Origin of the sequence: Cylindrospermum sp. FACHB-282 (genome assembly GCF_014697195.1) — a bacterium.
GTDB lineage: Bacteria > Cyanobacteriota > Cyanobacteriia > Cyanobacteriales > Nostocaceae > Cylindrospermum.
Genome location: NZ_JACJRJ010000007.1, coordinates 70,663 through 90,882 on the forward strand (window position 1 = coordinate 70,663; position 20,220 = coordinate 90,882).

A 20,220-nucleotide genomic window follows, 5' to 3' on the forward strand; every position below is an offset into this window, starting at 1 on the left:
AAACCTCACCCTGGTTCTGCGTAGCAGAACCTTTCCCTCTCCTTCAGAAGGAGAGGGATGTCCGTTAGGACTATTTGAGGTTTTGGAGGACTTTTGGGTAATCGAATAACTTGTTTATACACTCTAGCCTCCTAGGGGAGGGTTAGGGAAACTCTATGGGACTCAACTGCACTCATAACTCAGGACTTAAAACTGATGCAAGATAGGCAAGAAAAAATTTCGCAAGTAGTGGTTACTGCTGGACAAATGCGCGATATTGAACAGCGGATTTTTGCAGCAGGTATGCCTGTAGTCGCTTTAATGGAAAAAGTTGCGGGACTTATTGCACGTCGCGTTCAAGATTTGATTCCCCCAACCCATCTTAAAAAGCGTGTGGGAATTTTAGTCGGCCCTGGTCATAATGGGGGTGATGCTTTGGTGGTAGCCCGTGAATTGCATTTTCGCGGGTATGAAGTTGGCATTTATTCGCCTTTTTCAAAGTTGAAGGAATTAACTACGCAGCATTTACAATATGCCCAAAGTTTGGCTATTCCCTGTTATTCACTTATTGAACAATTACCAGATTGCGATTTTTTGATTGATGGGTTGTTTGGTTTTGGTTTAGAAAGAACAATTACTGATAACATCGCAACGGCAATTAATGAACTAAATGAACGGAATCAGCCAATTTTTAGTATTGATTTACCTTCGGGTATTCACACGGATACAGGTGAAGTTTTAGGAACTGCAATTCGCGCTACTCACACTTTTTGTTTGGGTTTGTGGAAGTTGGCATTTTTGCAAGATCAAGCTTTAGATTATTTTGGTAAAGTTGAATTAATTGATTTTGATATTCCCTTGGTAGATGTGCAAGCTGTTTTAGGGGAAGTACCGAAGATTAAACGCATTACCAAAGTTACGGCACTTTCAAATTTACCTCTTCCTCGTCCTCCAGTTACTCACAAATATAAGGAAGGACATTTACTATTAATTTGTGGTTCGCGGCGTTATGCAGGTGGGGCAATTTTAACGGGTTTGGGTGCGAGAGCAAGTGGTGTGGGGATGCTTTCGATAGCGGTACCGGAATCGTTGAAATATCTTTTGGTGTCTCATTTGCCAGAAGCGCTGATTATCGGTTGTCCTGAGACGGAAACGGGGGCTATATCGCAGTTGCAGTTACCGGAAAAAACTGATTTGAGTTCTTTTAGTGCGATCGCCATTGGCCCCGGTTTAACTAAAGATAGCACACCCATTGTCGAAGCAGTAATCAAGAGCGCAGAACCCTTGCTGCTTGATGCTGACGCTTTAAATATCCTGGCGCAATTGGGAACTATCCCCACTTTACAACAACGCCACGCTGCAACGGTTCTCACTCCCCATACAGGTGAATTTCAGCGGTTGTTTCCCGATATTGGTGATGTTAAAGCAGACAAAATCAAAGCTGTGCAAGCAGCTGCATCTCAATGTGGTGCGACAATATTATTAAAAGGGGCGAGAACAGCCATATCTAATCCCCAAGGCGCTGTTTGGATTAATCCTGAAAGTACTCCAGCCTTGGCCCGTGGCGGTAGTGGTGATGTCTTAACTGGGCTACTTGGTGGGTTGTTGGCGCAAGCGGCTACTAAGCAAATTCCCATTGAGGATATTGTTGCAACTGCAACATGGTGGCATTCTCAAGCAGGTATTTTAGCCGCTCAAGAACGTACAGAATTGGGTGTGGATGCGTTTACGCTGACGCAATATTTAATGCCTGTTTTGAAGCAGATTTGAATTTTCTCTATTTTGTAAAAAGTTATTTTTTAACGAACCGCTCCAGACGCAGAGGACGCAGAGAGAAAAATGAGAGAAAAATGAAACAAAAATCATTTATTCGTAGAACAGGCGTCTCGCCTGTTCGGGATACTTGCCTAACGCACCGCTTTGAGTAACTTTAAGGAACTTCCAAATAATAAAATATCCCAAATTTTCTTGTGGGGTGGGCTTCTAGCCCGCCCGGAATATAGGACGGGCAGGATGCCCATCCCACAAGATTGGGTAATTTATTTCTTGGAAATCTCTAATAATGCGTTACTACCTGAATGTAAACTGTAAAAATCTACTTCATCTGAGATTCGTACCTTGTTTGATGAAATTTTATAAAGAATCAAAGAAAAAATCGCTTCTCGCCAGTATGTGATGACACTCCATGCTGAAGAAGAAATGAGCGATGACAATTTATCAATTTATGATATTGAGCAAGGTGTATTCACAGGTGAAATATTAGAACGTCAGAAAGACAGGGTGACAGCAGAATCTAAATACCGTATTAGAGGTTTCACCCTTGATGGCGGCAAAGTTGAGATAATTGCAAAGCTCGGTCTAACTGGAAAGGTTGTTATCATTACTGTATATGTACCCTAATACCAGGAAAGCAGCTAATGCTATGTGATATTTGTGGAAGCGATGGTGTAAAAATCCGCCAAATTACTAGAACCTATGGAAAGGGTAAAGACTTGCTGGTTATAGAAAACATTCCGCTACTAACTTGTTCTCATTGCGGTGAAAGCTACCTGACAGCAGAAACTCTTCACCAAATTGAGCAGATTAAACTTAACCGGAAAAAATTAGCCGTTGAACGTCCTGTAGAAGTCGCTAGTTTTGGGTAGTTAAACATCCTTATTTAATGCCTGTTATGTTTTGATTAAAATACCTATTGACTAACTGTACCAAAAAAGGTACAAATATTGTATGATATCAAATCTAACATTCTGTACACCAAATGTAAAGAGACATACTACTTGATCTCGAAGCCAGCGTGTGGATTTAATTAGGTTTGATTAATGACAGATAAATTAGTTCCTGCGAACTTCTATAAAAACGAAAATGGTACTGAACCAGTTCGTGACTGGTTAAAGAGTTTACCTAAAGATGAACGAGCTTTAATTGGTGCTGATATAAAAACAGTTGAATATGGTTGGCCCATTGGAATGCCAACCTGTCGTCCAATGGGTAATGGATTATTTGAAGTCCGCACCGACTTACCACAGGGTAGAATAGCTCGTGTATTTTTTTGTTTTCATGAAGGTAAAATGATACTACTGCACGGTTTTATCAAAAAAACTCAGAAAACCCCAAAAAGGTCATTAGAATTAGCTGTTGAACGTAAACAAAAACTGGAGGCAAATAAATGAATAAAAATCCTCATATTGGTTCCTCTTTTGATGCGTTTTTAGAAGAAGATGGAACATTTGATGAAATCAATTTAATTGCTACTAAAAGAGTTATTTCTTGGCAAATTAAACAAGCTATGGCTGAGAAAAATATAACTAAGAAAGCACTAGCAGAAGAGATGAAAACAAGTAGATCATCTATCGATAGACTTTTAGACCCAGATAATACATCTGTAACCTTAGACACAATTGATCGGGCTGCTAGAGTAATTGGCAAGAAAATACATTTTGAATTAATAGACACTGTTTAATTAGTAGGCTGCGTTACGGCTTACCCAATGCACAGTTACGAGTTAATTTAATTTAATTGTAATATAAGGAAAGCGATACAACATCAAGGTTAAACATTATGTCTCTATCTGTCATCAAAGAACATATTGAAATCACTCCCGGAGTCTGTGGAGGAAAACCGCGCATCGTCGGACATCGCATTCGTGTTCAAGATATAGTTATTTGGCACGAAAAAATGGGAATGTCACCCGATGAAATTCTCCATGATTATCCCAGCATTACTCTATCTGATGTTTATGCTGCTTTAGCATACTATTATGATCATCAAGATGAAATTCATCAGCAAATGCAAGAAGATGAAGAGTTTGCCCGAAAGCTGAAAACTAAAACAAAATCTCTTGTTCAACAAAGATTAAAAACTCGTAATCATGAACAAGATTAAATTCAGTTTAGACGAAAATGTAACTTTGTAGCTCATTATGCTTCTTTAAAGAATATACTAAGCAAATTCAACGAATTTAAGAAAAAATATTAGGTAATAATATGAATAGTGTTAGACTCGCAGACTTAGACGACCTTATACTCAGTGTCAGAGATAAAACATCTCGTTCCCATATTTCAGAGGCAGTAAATGCATACAGAGGAGGGGCATACCGTGCAGCAATAGTTGCAACTTGGATAGCTGTTTGTTTCGACATTATTGCAAAAATTAAGGAACTAGCTAGTCAAGGTACTCCAAATGCTTCTGACTTTATTAAAGACCTTGACAAGGCTATTAGTTCCAAAAATATTCCTAAATTACAAAAAATTGAGGAATTCCTTCTTGAGAATGCATACAAAGGCACAACAGACAGTCCAGACCAGTCATATGAATTCTTGTCACTACATGAGTATACAGATTTACAAAGACTGAAGGCAGACCGTAATCTATGTGCTCATCCAGCTTTTGTAGCTGAAGAAGCATTATTTCAACCAACTCCTGAATTAGTTCGCACACATATTGTCCATGCAATATTACATCTTCTGCAACACCAGCCTGTGCAGGGTAAAAGTGCTATTGAGCGCATTATGTCTGAGATCAAAGGAACATTATTTCCACCAGATTTGGAGGTAGTTTGTACTTTGCTAAATACAAAATACCTTAATCGCTCTAAAGAATCTTTTATTAGAAATTTGATTGATGTTTTACTGAAAACTCTCCTTCTAATGGAAGAACCAGATTTTATGTCTAAAGTAAATGAAATTTCTCATGTTTTAATAGCTATTCGCCGTGTACGTCCTACCATTTATGAAGAAAGATTGTCGGCAAAACTCCCCAGTATAGTGGAGAGACTAACTAATGATCATGGATTAGCTTCTATTTTTAGATTATTAAGCATGGATTCAAGATGCTGGAATTGGCTAACAGAAGGAAATAAAATACATATAAAAGAACTTCTAAAGATTATTATCAAAGACAAGAATTTACAAGAAAAATTAACTAAAGTCATTGATTATAAACTATTTGATAGTCTAAGTATAGAAGATTTGAAGCCTTTTTTAATAGAACTATTTAACAAGTTTAACTATTCGTCAAAACTAGAAATTATAACAAAATATCCAAATCCTATTTTTGCAGAAGAAGCTATTTTGTATTATTCAAAAGTATCCAGCTATAATGATGCCGAAGTATTAGGCAATACAATATTAATTCCTATGGCATCTTATTTTTCGTTTATCCAGATTAAAAAAATATTAGAAGCTATTATGAGCAATGATCAAATTTACCATGCTTCAAAAAGTATAAAAGTAATTGAATGTTTTTTTATTGCAACTATTAATCATCTTGAATTTACAAAAGATTCGTGGCAGAAATTGGCAATGTTTTTTTGTGAAAAAGGATATTTTGATGAAAATGGACAACGTTGGGAAGTATACCAATCATGGAGTTGCTCAAGTTTAAAGACTACCCTTCAGAAATACAACATTCATGTAGAGAGATAAGCTTTATCTGCTATAGCATTGTAGGTTGGGTTGAGGGACGAAACCCAACACTATCAAGATAATTGTTGGGTTTCACTTTGTTCAACCCAACCTACAATGAAAGAAAGCGCGATCGCATTTTCCCCACTTTCCCCCAAAACACAAAAACGCTAAATTTTTCTTAGCGCTTCAGGGTAATATATTATTATTTAGTTAAAAAGCTGTTAGTGGGTGACGAGGGATTTGAACCCGCAACCAATAGATTAAGAGTCTACTGCTCTACCGTTGAGCTAGTCACCCACACTAAAAACCATGATAGCAGGATTTTGATGCTTCCGCCAGTGTTGCAGTTGAAAAACTGGCTAAAGGGGAAATTTAATCGTAAAGGTGATTTGACCGGCTGCACTCTCTGCTTGAATTGAGCCGCCTAAATGCTTGACCATTGTCTTCACTAAAGTTAACTCTAGCCCGGTGTCGCTGGATTTCCAGGGGGCATTTTTGGTAATGCGATAAAATGGCTGGAATATCTGGGATAGTTCGTTGCTGGGTATCTCAACACCGGAATTGCTGAGACTTAGCTGCACCGAGTCTGCTGTTAGGTAAGCGGAAACTGTGATTTCTTCGCCCTCCGGGGTGCATTTGCAAGCATGGTGCAGGAGTTCGCTGACAATTCGCTCTAAATCGGTGATATCTGTTTCTAACGGCGGGAGTTCTGCCTCAATCTTCAATTCTAACTTTTGTCGCTGGCAACTGGCAAGATCGCGAAATGATTCGACAATGGGAGGAAGCCAGGTTTGTAAGTCTATGGCGATTAATGTCGGTGGTTCGGGTTCGGTTTTAAGATAGGTGAGGGTGAGCAAATCTTTAATTAATTTGCTTTCTCGTCCACATTCGTTATGGAGAATCTGCAAGAGTTGGGATATGAGTTCTGGATCTATTTTGCCGTTTGGGGTGAGAACACTTTCTAGAGTTTGGGCGGCGAGGCTAATATTAGTTACGGGGGTTCGTAGTTCTTGGGAAAGGGTTCTGAGAAATTCGTTTTTTAGGCGTTCGCGGTTGGTGATTTCTTGTTGCTGGGCTTTGGTTTGGGTGTAAAGTTGAGATTGACGGATGGCGATCGCACATTCATCGGCTATCTGCTGGGCTAAAGCTATCTCTAATTCATCAAATGCCCCTTGTGTTGGTCGAATTAGCCAAATATTGCCTAAAATGCCTTGATTGTCGAAAATGGGACAAGCCATTTGGGTGACAACTTGCAAATTTGAGTGCCATTCGGGGACGATTTCCCAAGATTGCAAAATTTGTTTATGCAATAGTGGCTGATAAACTTCGGGAAAGTCGGCAATCTGTCTGGTTAATCCCTGGCAATGAGGTAAATTTGTGGTGTATTCACAGATAACGGTTGCCGAGGTGTGACAGGTGCTATAAAATTCAATTTGGCAACGTTCAAGTTTGAGTAAATGTGACAATTCTGCTGCGACTGTTTTCAGAACTTTGGTTTCATCTAAATTGTCGCGGATTTGTTCGGTAATTCGGCGTATCAGCCCTTGAAAGTTTTGCGTCTGCTGCAACTGCTGCTTCTGCAAGTCCAGTTGAGCTTGCAGATATTTTACCTGCTGATGCAGTTCTGCCTGTTGGGCTGCAATGCCGATTTGAGTTGCTAGTTGCTTGAGCAAGTCAATTTCTGGCTGCTGCCATTGGTGAGGTTTACAACAATGCTGGGCAATCAACAGCCCCCATAATTCCTGTTGTACCAAAATTGGTACGATCAAATTAGCTCGCACCTGTAAAGAAGCGAGAAAATCTCGATGACAAGGATGTAAGCCGGCTGCATAGATATCCTCAACAACTTGTATGCAACCGCGCTTGTAGCGTTTGCGATGGGTGCTGCTAAAACAGGGATCGTTGATGTTTTGCCCTAGTAGCTGGCCATTAGCAGTGATGGTTGATTCGGCAATAATGATCCCACCACTATCCGGCTGTAAGCGATAAATCAAGATGCGATCGCATTCTAGCAACTGCCGCACTTCTTTCACCGTCTGCTGGAGAATTGTTTCTAAATCTTCAGCTTGACGAATTCGGTGAGCAACTGCTTCTAACAAACGTTCCCGTTCAACTTGCCATCCAAGTGCTTGTTCTGCTTGCTTGGAAGGAGTAATATTACTGCTAGTGCCAATCAGTCGATAAATTCTGGAGTCTGCATCTCGTAGTGGTGTCAACGTCGTACTCCACCAAGTAGTGTTTCCCTGAAATTGCAAACATTGTTCGTAGGAAATGGTTTTGCCAAAGCGCACACAGTCAGCGTAATGCTGACGCACTCTAGCCGCATCTACAGCTGAAAGGATATCCTCTGGTTTTTTACCCCGGAGTTCATCAGAACGGATACCGAGCCATCGTTCATGTGTAGGATTGAGCGCTAAATAGCGAAAATCTCCGTCATCGAGAACATCAACTACAAATATAGATGCCTGCACAGAATCGTACATACTCAGTAGAAATTGCTCACTACTGCTTTTTTTATCTACTTCTGTGCCGAAGAGAATCTGAGGAGGTGCTGGTTGTTTCAACTCTAAGATGGATTCAACTGGATTTATTGTCATTAGAGAGTCCCTTTTTTGTGTTGATGACTCTTCTAGGCGCTCTCTTTTGTATTTAATACAATGCTCCTTAGCGCCTAAAGCTATGCATTATCAGCCCTTGCTCATGAATATTTGTATCGTTCTCTGCTTCTTAACAGATATCTCGGAAAGCTAATCAGAGTAAGCTTTACAAATCCTGCTTTCTGAAGGCGAAAATGCTCATGCAGGTTCGTGAGAAGTTACGGAGATTCATTGTTAATAATGTCTTAGAATTGTTGCATATACTGAGATAAAAACCAGCGTTGGGGTTCATAATTGTTATAATTATTCATACAATTGCTACCCTGGGAGAGTTGCAAACCATGGAATATTCCCCTTGGCAATTGCTAAAACCCAATCTGGACAAACTTTCTAGCTGTAGACTTTAAGTTCCTGAGAAAAAATGAGAGTTATTTAAGCAATCTATAAGCGTTAATGCCTGTCAAGATGGCGACTATCAGCCAAGTGATAGCTAATCCGACGACTTCACCTAAGAATAACTGCGTGAGGCGACGCAGAAACATACCTACAGCCGAGCCTATAGGTATCGCCACAGCCCAACTTCCTGAACTGACTAACACCCATTGCCACCCCTTGGGGACTGATTGGGGAATTGCTAACCACCATTGTGCCAAACCAACGCCGAATCCGCCAATAGCTCCCGATATTGTCCCCCAGATGAGTCTAAGGGGGAGAGACTGAGTTGTGTGTACAATCCAACCCACTGCACCCACACTAGTGGCCCCAATCATCGCCCAACCAAAAAGCGTTGCTAATACCCACCGCATTGATAAGATCGATGAATTGAGTATACAACTTTGTGGAATGGCGATCGCCATTCCTCCGATAGAGGCTTCTAGGATGCCAATATCTCTCCGTGTGCCGATTTCAATCAAGGGTAAACTCAGCAAAAACCCACCAAAAGTAGCTAAAATCCACAGCAATGTCCAGCTAAATTTAGTTTGGTCACTTTTTACCTTGATCATGGTTTGATAGCTTTAGACTGGAACATCTCTTGAAAAGCCTGGCGTCGCTGTTTGGGTGATTCTGGGGAGATATAACCCCACAAACTCTCCCAATAAAAAAAGGAAATACCATTAAAATGGCGATCGCGCACTGTTTGTACCTGTTCTCTAATTCGGGCTATATCTACAGGGTTACGCAGTGTTCCCGCTGAGATGCCAATGCCTACGGGGATTAAACTACGTGCCAGTTTTACCGCAGGTTTTTCTAATTCCCAGATAAAATTGCTTTGCTCCTCTCGATATACCTGCAAAATTAACTCATCAACCAAACCTTTTTTCACCCAAGTTTCCCAATCTTGCAAATAGTATTTATACGCAAAATATTGAGAATTTGGAGACAGCGATATTTTGGCATTCGGTTTAACCTTTTTCACAGCTTGATAAATTTGTGCCATAAAATCCGTCAGTTTATCCGCTCGCCAACGCATCCATTCTGGGTTAAAAGGGTCAGTAGGGGGACTTTTGCCTTCATGCTCTTGCTGGTAGAGTTGGATAGAAAAGCGATCGTAACCAAACTGTACTGGCATTCCAAAATGATCATCAAACTGCACCCCATCCACATCATAATTACTGACAACTTCCACAACTAGCCCTTGAATAAACTCCTGAACTTGAGGATGTAGGGGATTAAGCCAAGCTTGCTGAGTAGGAAAGCCATTATTAATTTCCTCCTGGGGGATATCTTGAACAGAAATAATATCTGTTTGCCCAATTGTTAACCAATCCGGGTATCTCTTCGCTAATGTAGAATTAGGCGGGGTCATCAACCCATATTCAAACCAGGGAATAACACTTATTTTTTTAATTTTAGCCAGCTTCACTAACTTAGATAAAAAATCCTTTCCCCCATGCATTAATTTCAATAAAAATTCAGTTTCTGAACCTGTCACTTTTTTGGCTACAGAACTTTTATAAAAAGTATTACCCCGATTCCAAACAACAGGATAAACCGTATTAAAATTGAGAGCCGATAGTTGGTTCAAAGCGCGGTTAATCCCCCAAGGTACAAAAAGGACACCACTAGCAACATTAGTCAGCCAAACACCGCGAATTTCTGTTTTTAAAGGATTTGCTTGTGGAGAAGTCACAAAATGCGATGAAAGGGAAAAAACTGTTAAATAGGCTACTAGTACCAGATAGAGGAAGTAAAAAATACAACGGCGAATCAACCGCTTCATCTGTAGGCTTAACTTGGTTTTGTAGGTGTACATATAACTACAAAATAAAGTCTTAACCCTCCGGAATATATAAAGATTTAACTATTTTTTACTAATCCCATTTCTTTGTGAGGCTACGCTGTATTTTTTGACCTCTTGTTTTTTCTTTCTTTGTGTCCTTTGTGGTTTGTTTATCTTGCTTGAACTTAAGTTCTAATATAGTTTGGCGCATCCTCATACAGAATTGGTATAAAACATAAAGAAATATCTTCCACACTTTCCCTTTGCTATAGCGTTTCCTAGTCTGCTGAGGTACAAATCTCTGCGTACCTCTGCGCTTTACTTTGCGTCCCTTTGCGTTTCAAAATATTATCTGTACCTCACGTAACTCTTAATCGCTATAACCTAGACAAGGGGATATGTAGAGACATTGTATGCAATATCTCTACTGTAGAAGTTAGGACATTTTTTAGTGCAAAATTAAAACTTTTCCACCCCTGCGAACTGCTTAATATTTGCTGCATTGGCTGCTTCCCCACAAGTGCGCGGTGTGGGGAATATCTTACCCGGATTTGCTAAACCTTGAGGATTAAATACTTGCCGTACCCACTGCATAGTTTCTAAATCAGCTTCACTAAACATATCTGGCATATAGCATTTTTTATCTGCACCAATGCCATGTTCACCAGAAATGCTGCCACCAACTTTCACGCAAAGCCTGAGAATTTCTCCCCCTAACTCTTCCACCTTCTCTAATGCCCCCGGTACAGAATTATCGAACAAAATTAGTGGGTGAAGATTGCCATCGCCAGCATGAAAGACATTGGCAATAGTATATCCATATTCTTGACTTAATGACTCAATCTCCCGCAAAACATAAGGTAATTGAGTCCGGGGAATTACTCCATCCTGCACATAATAATCTGGGCTTAAATGTCCCGCAGCTGCGAAAGCTGCTTTGCGTCCTTTCCACAATTTTAATCTGGTTTCTGGGTCATTAGCCGTAGTAATATTCCGCGCTCCATTCTTGAGACAAATTTCGGCAATCCGCTGTTTATTCACCGCCACTTCTACTTCTAAACCATCAATTTCTACCAGCAGAATTGCAGTGGCATCACGAGGGTAACAATTCGTAGCTACAACATCTTCAACTGCATTGATGCTGATATTATCCATCATTTCCATTCCACCGGGAATAATGCCGGCGCTGATAATATCAGAAACACTGGCCGCCGCCGCTTCGACGCTGGTAAAATCTGCTAATAGCACACAAATTGATTCGGCACTTTTGAGAATTCGCAGAGTGATTTCTGTGGCGATACCTAAAGTACCTTCTGAACCCACAAAAACACCTGTTAAATCATAACCAGGCATTTCGGGAATTTGTCCCCCTACATCCACAATTTCACCATCTGGAAGTACGAGTTTTAAACCCAAAACGTGGTTAGTGGTAACACCGTATTTCAAACAATGCACCCCGCCAGAATTTTCGGCAATATTGCCCCCAATTGAGCAAATAATTTGGCTGGAAGGGTCGGGAGCGTAGTAAAATCCAGCACCGCTAACAGCTTGCGTTACCCAACTGTTAATTACTCCCGGTTGGACAATTGCTTGCTGATTTTCTAAATCTATTTTGTGTATTTGCCGCATTAGAGATGTGACAATCAAAACCGAGTCTTCTGAGGGCAAAGCACCACCAGATAAGCCAGTACCAGAACCCCGTGCAATGAAGGGAACAGAAAATTGGTTGCATATCTTGACAACTGCGGCAACTTGTTCTGTAGTTCTCGGTAAAACCACTAAGCCAGGACGTTGGCGATAGCTGGTTAAACCGTCACATTCATAGGTGATGAGTTCTTCACGGCTTTTGACTACGCCGTTTTTGCCGAGTACAGCCTCGAATTTTTTGATTATGGGTTTCCAGTCTATTTGTTTTTTATCTTGGGTAAGCATAGGTTTTTGTCTATTAGTGGTAGATGTTTAGTTTTACTGTCAGGCTATTGGTTTGCTTGCGGAGGTTATTTTTTCTCACGCACCAGAGGAAGGGGAGAGTTTTTGATCAATTCAAGCTGTTTTGCAAGGGTAAGAGTGGATATATTTTTTCTATTGTTGCAAACTTTGGGGCTGTTTGGCTGTAGTAAGGGTTCTCTATTATCATAATAGATGAAGGTTTCGTTATTTTGAAAATCCATTTGAAGCAAAATAATTATCTCTACTATGAGTAAAGTAGCATTTGATAAAAAAATCAATATTATGAAGTGTGCGCAATTGCCACCTGCCATGAATTAATATAAAAGTAACTCTATCAAATAGTGGATCAAATTATGGTTGAGCAACTTTTAATCAATGTTGACGATTATGATGTGCCAGATGCCAACCGACTAGTCACTGAAGATGATACACCTGTGGATAATTTCGCATCTGCCAAACAACAACGCCTTTTAGTCGGTTCTCTTTACAGTTCTTTGCAACAGATGTTTTTAGCTGAAGCTAATGTTGGCATTTATCATACTTATGGTGAACCCCCTATTGTCCCTGACGTTTTCGTTAGCTTCGATGTGCAAGTTCCTGAAAATTGGTGGGAAAAACAAAACCGTTGTTACCTAGTTTGGAGGTTTGGCAAATCTCCAGAAGTGGCAATTGAAATTGTCTCTAATCAGGAAGGGGAGGAACTGGGTAAAAAACTCAGAATTTATGAACATATCAAGGTAAATTATTACATTATCTATGACCAAAATCGGCAATTAGGAGAACAGGTACTAAGGGTTTATGCACTCAAGAATAGGCGTTACGTTGAAGTTACGGAAAATTGGTTAGAAGATATTAATTTAGGTGTAACTCTCTCGGAAGGTGAGTTTGAAGGTAGACATGATACTTGGTTACGCTGGTGCTACCAAGATAGGACTGTTTTACCGACTGGTGATGAACGCGCCCAACAAGCAGAACGACGTGTTCAATTACTAGCCGAAAGGTTAAGGGCATTAGGTGTAGATCCTCATAATATGTAGAGGCATTTAAGGAAATGTCTAATAGTTTCTAGAGATGTTTGCTGAAAGGTTTCTACACATCTGATAAAAATTTATTTATTCGCTGCCAAACTTGCTCTAATAAATCAGCACTATCTGCATTAAACCATTCAATTTGTGGATATGGTCTAAACCATGTACGTTGTCGCTTGGCAAATTGCCGCGTATGCAAAGCCGTTAATTGTTTCGCCTCTTCTAAAGAAATATCTCCAGTTAAATACTGCTTAATTTCTTGATATCCTAAAGTGTTTAATAAAGGCAAATCAACGCCATATTTTTGAGACAAATACTCTACTTCCGCTACTAAGCCATCTGCTATCATTTGCTCGGTGCGTTTGTGAATCCTGACGCCTAATTTTTCGACATCGCAATGTAAACCAATTTGCAAAATCGGGTAATTTGGTGGATTTTCACCTTGCTGTTGGGAAATTGGGTTTCCTGTGACATAATATACTTCTAAAGCTCTTAAAGTCCGCACAAAGTCATGAGGGTGAATTTTTTGTGTGGCAACTGGGTCAATTTGTTGTAACATCGCATAGAGTTGACTTTGACCGAGAGTTTCAAGTTGCGATCGCAATTCTGGTTGCGGTGCTACCCTCGGAATCTTCATCCCTTGAACGACAGAACGGATATATAAACCAGTCCCACCAACCAACAACATAGGTGAAACCCCACCAGCAGCAATCAAAGCTTGTGCTTGCTCCTGATAATCTGCTACCGTCATTATGTCAGTTGGTTCGCAGATATCTATTAAGTAGTGCGGCACTAAGTTTCGTTCAGCCACAGTTGGTTTAGCCGTACCAATATCAAACTCGCGGTACACTTGACGAGAATCGGCGCTGAGAATTACACAACCCAACCGCAAAGCCATAGCCACAGCCAAACCTGACTTACCCGTCGCCGTCGCTCCACAAATCACAATCAATTTAGTCATTAGTCAGTCCCTTCGCTCCCATTAAAAATTAAAAATGAAGAATCCACCTGGGGAATTTTGAATTTTTGGGAACAGATCCCAATTTTTGATGGACTGCAACCCCAGTATAAACTTCTCTCTAAATTGCTCTACAGACGCCAACAAGGCTTTTGTGTTAGAATTTTGGAGTGATTTTACTTTTTTAGCCTTTGGGCGAGTTCAACCCGACGCAGCAGGAGAATTTTCATGACGAGCAGTTACAGTGCCGATCAGATTCAAGTTCTGGAAGGTCTGGAAGCCGTCCGTAAACGACCAGGGATGTATATCGGTACCACAGGGCCCCGAGGACTCCATCATTTAGTTTACGAGGTGGTGGACAACTCTGTTGATGAGGCTTTAGCAGGTCATTGCACCCATGTAGAGGTGGATATCAACGCCGATGGTTCCGTGACTGTAACCGACGATGGTCGGGGTATTCCTACCGATATTCACCCAAAAACCGGAAAATCGGCTTTAGAAACTGTGTTGACCGTATTGCACGCCGGTGGTAAGTTTGGCGGCGGCGGCTACAAAGTATCTGGAGGATTGCACGGGGTGGGGATTTCCGTTGTTAATGCCTTGTCTGAGTTTGTGGAGGTTACAGTTTGGCGAGAAAAAAAGGTATTTACCCAGCGCTATGAACGTGGTGCAGCCGTTACCGAACTGCAAGCAAACTCTTACAAAGAAGCCAGAACAGGAACTTCAGTCACCTTCAAGCCAGACACGCAAATCTTTACCACCAGTATTGAGTTTGATTACATCACTTTATCAGGTCGCCTGCGGGAGTTAGCATATTTAAATGCAGGTGTCAAAATTACCTTTACCGATCATCGTTTAGAAATACTAAAAAGCGATACACCTAGAATAGAAACTTACGAATATAAGGGCGGTATTAAAGAATATATTGCCTACATGAACCGTGAGAAACTACCCCTACATGAAGAAATCATTTATGTGCAGGGGGAACGGAACAACGTTCAAATCGAAGTTTCCTTGCAGTGGTGTACTGATGCTTACACGGATAATGTCCTGGGCTTTGCCAATAATATTCGCACCGTTGATGGTGGTACCCACTTAGAAGGTTTAAAAGCGGTGTTGACTCGCACTTTAAATGCGATCGCCCGCAAGCGCAATAAAATCAAAGAAAATGAGCCTAACCTCAGCGGTGAACACGTCCGCGAAGGTTTAACAGCAGTCATTTCCGTCAAAGTCCCCGATCCAGAATTTGAAGGACAAACTAAAACCAAACTCGGTAACACAGAAGTCCGGGGGATTGTCGATTCTCTGGTGGGAGAAGTCCTCACCGAATATCTAGAATTTCGCCCTGGTGTCGCTGATTCTATTTTAGATAAAGCGATTCAAGCTTTCAAAGCTGCTGAAGCAGCCCGTCACGCGCGGGAGTTGGTGCGGCGCAAATCTGTGCTAGAATCTTCGCCATTACCTGGTAAATTGGCAGATTGCAGTACTCGTGACCCCAGCGAATCAGAAATCTACATTGTGGAAGGGGATTCTGCCGGTGGGAGTGCCAAGCAAGGACGCGATCGCCGCACTCAAGCAATCCTCCCCCTCCGTGGTAAAATCCTCAACATCGAAAAAACCGACGACGCCAAAATCTACAAAAACAACGAAATCCAAGCCTTAATTACAGCACTCGGTTTAGGCGTCAAGGGTGATGAATTTGACGCTTCCCAACTGCGTTATCACAGAATAGTGATCATGACTGACGCTGACGTAGACGGGGCGCACATCCGCACTCTATTGTTAACTTTCTTTTATCGCTACCAGCGGGCGCTGATCGAACAAGGCTTCATTTACATTGCTTGTCCGCCACTATTTAAAGTAGAACGGGGACGCAGTGATCCAAAGTATTGTTATAGCGATCGCGAACTGCAACAGCACATCGCCACATTTCCCAGCAACGCCAACTACAACATCCAACGCTTCAAAGGCTTGGGTGAAATGATGCCAGCCCAACTCTGGACAACTACAATGAACCCAGAAACCCGCACCCTCAAACAAGTAGAAATTGAGGATGCAGCCGAAGCCGATCGCATCTTCACAATTTTAATGGGCGATCGAGTCGCACCCAGACGCGAATTCATTGAAACCTATGGATCTAAACTCAACCTCACAGATCTAGATATCTAAGTTTCAATCCTCTAGTCGGGTTGGTAATTAGTAATGGGTAATGGGTTTTAACCTATCGCCTATTACTTTTCTATATTAGACATCATTAAATCCAACCGCGCCATAAAATCTCAAGAAATCTCAAAATTATTATTTGTCAGGAATGAACAACTACAGGCAAACTTCTCATGTACCATACATAAAAAGCATTACTTGTCAATAAAATTAATATAAAAGTTAAAATAAAAATAGATTGCTTGTCGGCTAATTAATTTTATCCACAAAAAAAGAAAAGCATTTGTTATGCTTGAGGAGTAGCTACATATCAATTCACCAAACAGTATTTAGTAAGCATATTGATAATTCTCCATGACAATGCCAATGCTCCACAGCTAGAAGTTCTCAGATCCTCTAGTTCCCAGTTACCACCAGTTACGCCTCTTAACAGACTAGCTCCTCAAATCAGGGAACCATCTAAGCCACTCACCTAAGTTGGAAAGTTCCTGACAATAAAAAAGTATTAAAATTTACAAATACTTTTCGCCAATCCGCTTAACGATTAGGTCACAATCCAACCCACAAATTCCTGATAATCCCAGTTCTCGCCCCCAAAAACCGATAATAACCGTGCTAAAATTTGCCCTGATATTTGGTTATATAGGTGGGGAAGGCTACTATTTGGCATTTATCTAATGCACTTTTGTCATAACCTGTGTCAACCATCGAGGATCTCGAATATTAAATTCTTTCTCGACTGTTTAAATTATCCTTGTAACTAGGTCGGAGTAAAACTTTAAAAGGTTGTAACGAAAAATCAAGTAGAGCGATTAAAGTTAAAGCAAATACTTTGTGTGCTGTAGTTTCCTCTTTTTTCTCTAGCTTGAACACCATCGATGACCGCATAGGCAAGTTCTAAGTAGGTCATTAAAGATTTGTCCTGCTAGTTAATCTTTTTTGAGGTGTTGCCACTCCAATTATATTGGGTTTATTTCCCAGCAATATTTGAGGAAAAAGAAAATGTATCAACCCTGGCTTTCCCACTTCGACCTCTTCTTTCTACTTTGGCTTTGATCCTCAACTAGGAGCATCCCGTCGTAGTTCTTAAAATCCCAGCCTTGGTCATTTATTAGCCTGGGGTCTTGCTCATCACTGAGAAATCTCCTTAAACGAGCGTCCATCTCCCTGTTACTTCAGTAAATGTATTCTCCGTATTTACCTATCTTTACAGAATTTGCTTCTTTTCTGCCGACTTACTTATACAATAAGAACAGTTTGTCAAGTTTCATAAGGCTGAAATCTCAGCAGTGCGCTAATGTGTGAATAAGACCGAATTAGTTAAAGCTAAATTCATCTACCATCGGCTTGATTCTGCCATTACCCCAACTCAATAGTAAAGGTTATTGGTATGTATAAGGTTGAGTGCAAGAAAACAAGCACCGCCACTGTTCCAAAATTGCTGTGTTTACCCAGAGGGAAGCCCCGCTTTGCTCTCTTAACTGATTAATTTATGAAGGAAGAACCAAAATGGGTGCATTAATGCTTCTTAAGAGAATTAACATCAGATGTGCTATCTCTAGGTAATTATTGTTGTATATAATACCTCGAATCCCTTAAGAGCAATTGTACCTAGCTTTTAATCTAATGAGAATGCCACTGCAAAACTAAAAAGTTTGAGAAAAGATTTCAGGGTTAAACTACCGTATTTAATGTCTTTTTGATAAAAGTGGCATCACCTTGGTTAACGGCCTCATGATTAACACACAAAAAGAGTGCAATTTCTGTGAAACAGGCTACAATCGGAACAGTCTTTACAGAGAAATCTACCAGCAGTCATATTTGTTTTGTCTGGAGTGGTAAATTTCTTGATCAAGACGAGTCTTTTTTAGACCATTAGTTAGAACTTGTCTGCGACAGCAACACACAAAGCATTTACTTTCGTTGTGCAAGTCACATTTATTAATGACTGCCACTAAAGTAAAAAACTCCGCCTCCTAGAGGCACAATGAGTGCCGAAAATATCTCAGGCAAATCAGCCAATACCATATTTTCGGTTAACAATTAGCTCGATTAAAAGAGCAGTAAACACATCTTGAGTAATTGATTCTGCAAGGAGCATGAGGAACGCGGCATGAACCAGGCTAACAACGTACTCGAAAGCATATATCAGCCTGACCTAGAAATAATGAATCAGCCTGAGCTCGAGTTAGAAGAACTCTTAATCGACGATGAAGAGGACTTGCTGATACCGGATGATGGCGAAATTGATGAGTTTTTAGAGCCTCAGACTGATGAGGACGACGCAAAGTCTGGAAAAGCCGCTAAATCGCGTCGTCGGACTCAAAGTAAGAAAAAGCACTACACCGAAGATTCGATTCGCCTGTACTTGCAAGAAATTGGTCGAATTCGCCTGTTACGCGCAGACGAAGAAATTGAACTGGCACGGAAAATAGCCGACTTGCTGGAATTAGAAAGGGTGCGGGAAAGACTTTCAGAGCGGCTGGAACGCGATCCTAAAGACAGTGAATGGGCAGAAGCAGTACAATTGCCATTACCTGCCTTTCGTTATCGCCTGCATGTTGGACGCAGGGCGAAAGACAAGATGGTACAATCTAACCTGCGCCTTGTGGTTTCAATTGCCAAGAAATACATGAATCGCGGCTTGTCCTTCCAAGACTTAATTCAGGAAGGCAGTCTGGGTTTGATTCGGGCAGCTGAAAAGTTCGACCACGAAAAAGGTTATAAGTTTTCTACTTACGCGACATGGTGGATTCGTCAAGCTATTACCAGGGCGATAGCTGATCAATCACGCACGATTCGCCTTCCGGTTCATCTTTACGAAACCATCTCGCGGATTAAGAAAACCACCAAATTGCTGTCTCAGGAAATGGGTCGTAAACCCACCGAAGAAGAAATCGCCACCCGCATGGAAATGACCATCGAGAAGTTGCGGTTTATCGCTAAATCCGCCCAGTTACCAATTTCGCTAGAAACGCCCATCGGTAAAGAAGAAGATTCCCGATTGGGCGATTTTATTGAATCCGATGGTGAAACGCCAGAAGACCAAGTTTCCAAAAATCTCCTGCGGGAAGACTTGGAAAAAGTCCTCGACAGTCTTAGCCCCCGCGAACGGGATGTTCTCAGACTGCGTTATGGCTTGGATGACGGTCGGATGAAAACCCTTGAGGAAATCGGCCAGATTTTCAACGTTACCCGCGAACGGATTCGTCAAATTGAGGCGAAGGCACTCCGCAAATTACGCCACCCGAACCGCAACAGCGTTCTCAAGGAATATATCCGGTAGTCATTAGTCATTAGTCATTAGTTTAAAGCTGATGACTAGTGGCTATTAACAAATAAAAAACCTGGCAGTTAATCAAGAATGCCAGGCTTTTTTTATTTTATGAGTAATATAGGATTTCAAAATTTACAGAATGCCCCAAAAGTGTAGGAAACCTTGACCAGAAGCAAGCTCAATCAAAGCAGCTGCTAAAAAGCCAATCATTGCCAAGCGACCATTCCAGATTTCTGCTTGTGGGGTGAAGCCCCAGCGCCAAGCGTTGCGGTCTTCAGCTACGGGAGCATTGCTGATAGTTTTTGTTGCATTAGTCATGGTTCGCACTCCATCCAAAATAGATTTACTAAGCTTTGTTGCCTTATGTAAACTAATATAACAAATATTTTCATGAATGAAACATTTATTGAATTAATTGTGAGTGATTTATATATGTAGTTTTGCTTCAAACATCCTATATAAGTAGGTTACTTAAAAAAATTACCGAATAAACCTGTTTTTACCTAATTAGCTTTGTCAAAATGTGCTAATTATTACAAATTATTAAACTCTGTTCGTAGAAGGCTCTTCTTAATTTATATCTATAGACAGATTAAATTAGCAGTCAAATAGGCATCTCTCAAAGCCTGTTGTGACTGGAGA

Annotated in this window: 16 protein-coding genes and 1 tRNA gene; 10 read left to right on the plus strand and 7 right to left on the minus strand. The window is 40.8% G+C overall.

Annotation, left to right across the window (positions count from 1 at the left end; all coding sequences use genetic code 11):
- Nucleotides 1–195 precede the first annotated feature (195 nt).
- The 7 genes from H6G32_RS05585 (at nucleotide 196) to H6G32_RS05615 (ending at nucleotide 5,402) form a co-directional block, all read left to right on the plus strand.
- Complete coding sequence (locus tag H6G32_RS05585) at nucleotides 196–1,749, plus strand: NAD(P)H-hydrate dehydratase (RefSeq protein WP_190455941.1); 1,554 nt, start codon at nucleotides 196–198, stop codon at nucleotides 1,747–1,749.
- Nucleotides 1,750–2,154: 405 nt separating this feature from the next.
- On the plus strand, nucleotides 2,155–2,379 hold the full coding sequence (locus tag H6G32_RS05590; RefSeq protein WP_199328007.1) for a DUF4258 domain-containing protein: 225 nt from the start codon (nucleotides 2,155–2,157) through the stop codon (nucleotides 2,377–2,379).
- A gap of 17 nt (nucleotides 2,380–2,396) precedes the next feature.
- Complete coding sequence (locus H6G32_RS05595; RefSeq protein WP_190455943.1) at nucleotides 2,397–2,624, plus strand: type II toxin-antitoxin system MqsA family antitoxin; 228 nt, start codon at nucleotides 2,397–2,399, stop codon at nucleotides 2,622–2,624.
- Nucleotides 2,625–2,798: 174 nt separating this feature from the next.
- A complete protein-coding gene (locus H6G32_RS05600) occupies nucleotides 2,799–3,149 on the plus strand; it encodes a type II toxin-antitoxin system RelE/ParE family toxin (RefSeq protein WP_190455945.1) in 351 nt (116 codons plus the stop codon).
- Nucleotides 3,146–3,439 carry a helix-turn-helix domain-containing protein gene (locus H6G32_RS05605; protein ID WP_190455947.1) on the plus strand — a complete coding sequence of 98 codons (294 nt, stop codon included), beginning with the start codon at nucleotides 3,146–3,148 and terminating at the stop codon, nucleotides 3,437–3,439. Before H6G32_RS05600 ends, H6G32_RS05605 begins: the two co-directional genes overlap by 4 nt.
- 98 nt (nucleotides 3,440–3,537) lie before the next feature.
- Nucleotides 3,538–3,861, plus strand: coding sequence for a DUF433 domain-containing protein (locus H6G32_RS05610; RefSeq protein ID WP_190455949.1), 324 nt, complete (start codon nucleotides 3,538–3,540; stop codon nucleotides 3,859–3,861).
- Between the two features lie 101 nt (nucleotides 3,862–3,962).
- Nucleotides 3,963–5,402: a hypothetical protein gene (locus H6G32_RS05615; RefSeq protein ID WP_190455951.1), complete on the plus strand. Its 1,440-nt coding sequence runs from the start codon at nucleotides 3,963–3,965 to the stop codon at nucleotides 5,400–5,402.
- 207 nt (nucleotides 5,403–5,609) lie between these two features.
- Here H6G32_RS05615 and H6G32_RS05620 read toward each other — a convergent pair.
- The 5 genes from H6G32_RS05620 to glcD all read right to left on the minus strand — a co-directional run bounded on the left by H6G32_RS05620 (nucleotide 5,610) and on the right by glcD (nucleotide 12,134).
- Nucleotides 5,610–5,681: transfer RNA gene (locus tag H6G32_RS05620), tRNA-Lys, on the minus strand.
- Nucleotides 5,682–5,743: 62 nt separating this feature from the next.
- Nucleotides 5,744–7,981 (minus strand): sensor histidine kinase, encoded by a 2,238-nt coding sequence (locus H6G32_RS05625; RefSeq protein WP_190455953.1) that lies wholly within the window; start codon nucleotides 7,979–7,981, stop codon nucleotides 5,744–5,746.
- Between the two features lie 428 nt (nucleotides 7,982–8,409).
- Nucleotides 8,410–8,985 carry a hypothetical protein gene (locus H6G32_RS05630; protein ID WP_190455955.1) on the minus strand — a complete coding sequence of 192 codons (576 nt, stop codon included), beginning with the start codon at nucleotides 8,983–8,985 and terminating at the stop codon, nucleotides 8,410–8,412.
- The gene (locus tag H6G32_RS05635) at nucleotides 8,982–10,202 is read right to left on the minus strand and encodes a glycoside hydrolase family 10 protein (RefSeq protein WP_190456083.1); all 1,221 of its coding nucleotides are present in this window, start codon (nucleotides 10,200–10,202) and stop codon (nucleotides 8,982–8,984) included. Before H6G32_RS05635 ends, H6G32_RS05630 begins: the two co-directional genes overlap by 4 nt.
- Nucleotides 10,203–10,661: 459 nt before the next feature.
- Nucleotides 10,662–12,134: a glycolate oxidase subunit GlcD gene (gene glcD / locus H6G32_RS05640; RefSeq protein WP_190455957.1), complete on the minus strand. Its 1,473-nt coding sequence runs from the start codon at nucleotides 12,132–12,134 to the stop codon at nucleotides 10,662–10,664.
- Between the two features lie 371 nt (nucleotides 12,135–12,505).
- Between glcD and H6G32_RS05645 the strand changes: the two genes are divergently transcribed.
- Nucleotides 12,506–13,189, plus strand: coding sequence for a Uma2 family endonuclease (locus H6G32_RS05645; protein WP_190455959.1), 684 nt, complete (start codon nucleotides 12,506–12,508; stop codon nucleotides 13,187–13,189).
- A 52-nt stretch (nucleotides 13,190–13,241) separates the two neighbouring features.
- On the opposite strand, the gene miaA is transcribed toward H6G32_RS05645, so the two are convergent.
- Nucleotides 13,242–14,141: a tRNA (adenosine(37)-N6)-dimethylallyltransferase MiaA gene (gene miaA / locus H6G32_RS05650; RefSeq protein ID WP_190455961.1), complete on the minus strand. Its 900-nt coding sequence runs from the start codon at nucleotides 14,139–14,141 to the stop codon at nucleotides 13,242–13,244.
- A gap of 225 nt (nucleotides 14,142–14,366) precedes the next feature.
- Here miaA and gyrB point away from each other — a divergent pair, with 225 nt between their 5' ends.
- Both gyrB and rpoD read left to right on the plus strand, forming a co-directional pair.
- Entirely contained in the window at nucleotides 14,367–16,307 is a 1,941-nt protein-coding gene (gene gyrB / locus H6G32_RS05655) for a DNA topoisomerase (ATP-hydrolyzing) subunit B (RefSeq protein WP_190455963.1), read from the plus strand.
- Nucleotides 16,308–18,414: 2,107 nt separating this feature from the next.
- On the plus strand, nucleotides 18,415–19,587 hold the full coding sequence (rpoD, locus tag H6G32_RS05660; protein ID WP_190455965.1) for an RNA polymerase sigma factor RpoD: 1,173 nt from the start codon (nucleotides 18,415–18,417) through the stop codon (nucleotides 19,585–19,587).
- Nucleotides 19,588–19,710: 123 nt separating this feature from the next.
- Here the strand turns inward: rpoD and H6G32_RS05665 are convergent, their stop codons facing one another.
- The gene (locus H6G32_RS05665; protein WP_190455967.1) at nucleotides 19,711–19,896 is read right to left on the minus strand and encodes a chlorophyll a/b-binding protein; all 186 of its coding nucleotides are present in this window, start codon (nucleotides 19,894–19,896) and stop codon (nucleotides 19,711–19,713) included.
- Nucleotides 19,897–20,220: the final 324 nt, after the last annotated feature.

Excerpts from the sequence above, each read along its gene's own strand:
- H6G32_RS05585 (WP_190455941.1), top strand. The coding sequence starts at position 196 with ATGCAAGATAGGCAAGAAAAAATTTCGCAAGTAGTGGTTACTGCTGGA.
- H6G32_RS05590 (WP_199328007.1), top strand. The coding sequence starts at position 2,155 with ATGACACTCCATGCTGAAGAAGAAATGAGCGATGACAATTTATCAATT.
- H6G32_RS05595 (WP_190455943.1), top strand. The coding sequence starts at position 2,397 with ATGCTATGTGATATTTGTGGAAGCGATGGTGTAAAAATCCGCCAAATT.
- H6G32_RS05600 (WP_190455945.1), top strand. The coding sequence starts at position 2,799 with ATGACAGATAAATTAGTTCCTGCGAACTTCTATAAAAACGAAAATGGT.
- H6G32_RS05605 (WP_190455947.1), top strand. The coding sequence starts at position 3,146 with ATGAATAAAAATCCTCATATTGGTTCCTCTTTTGATGCGTTTTTAGAA.
- H6G32_RS05610 (WP_190455949.1), top strand. The coding sequence starts at position 3,538 with ATGTCTCTATCTGTCATCAAAGAACATATTGAAATCACTCCCGGAGTC.
- H6G32_RS05615 (WP_190455951.1), top strand. The coding sequence starts at position 3,963 with ATGAATAGTGTTAGACTCGCAGACTTAGACGACCTTATACTCAGTGTC.
- H6G32_RS05625 (WP_190455953.1), bottom strand. The coding sequence starts at position 7,981 with ATGACAATAAATCCAGTTGAATCCATCTTAGAGTTGAAACAACCAGCA.
- H6G32_RS05630 (WP_190455955.1), bottom strand. The coding sequence starts at position 8,985 with ATGATCAAGGTAAAAAGTGACCAAACTAAATTTAGCTGGACATTGCTG.
- H6G32_RS05635 (WP_190456083.1), bottom strand. The coding sequence starts at position 10,202 with ATGAAGCGGTTGATTCGCCGTTGTATTTTTTACTTCCTCTATCTGGTA.
- glcD (WP_190455957.1), bottom strand. The coding sequence starts at position 12,134 with ATGCTTACCCAAGATAAAAAACAAATAGACTGGAAACCCATAATCAAA.
- H6G32_RS05645 (WP_190455959.1), top strand. The coding sequence starts at position 12,506 with ATGGTTGAGCAACTTTTAATCAATGTTGACGATTATGATGTGCCAGAT.
- miaA (WP_190455961.1), bottom strand. The coding sequence starts at position 14,141 with ATGACTAAATTGATTGTGATTTGTGGAGCGACGGCGACGGGTAAGTCA.
- gyrB (WP_190455963.1), top strand. The coding sequence starts at position 14,367 with ATGACGAGCAGTTACAGTGCCGATCAGATTCAAGTTCTGGAAGGTCTG.
- rpoD (WP_190455965.1), top strand. The coding sequence starts at position 18,415 with ATGAACCAGGCTAACAACGTACTCGAAAGCATATATCAGCCTGACCTA.
- H6G32_RS05665 (WP_190455967.1), bottom strand. The coding sequence starts at position 19,896 with ATGACTAATGCAACAAAAACTATCAGCAATGCTCCCGTAGCTGAAGAC.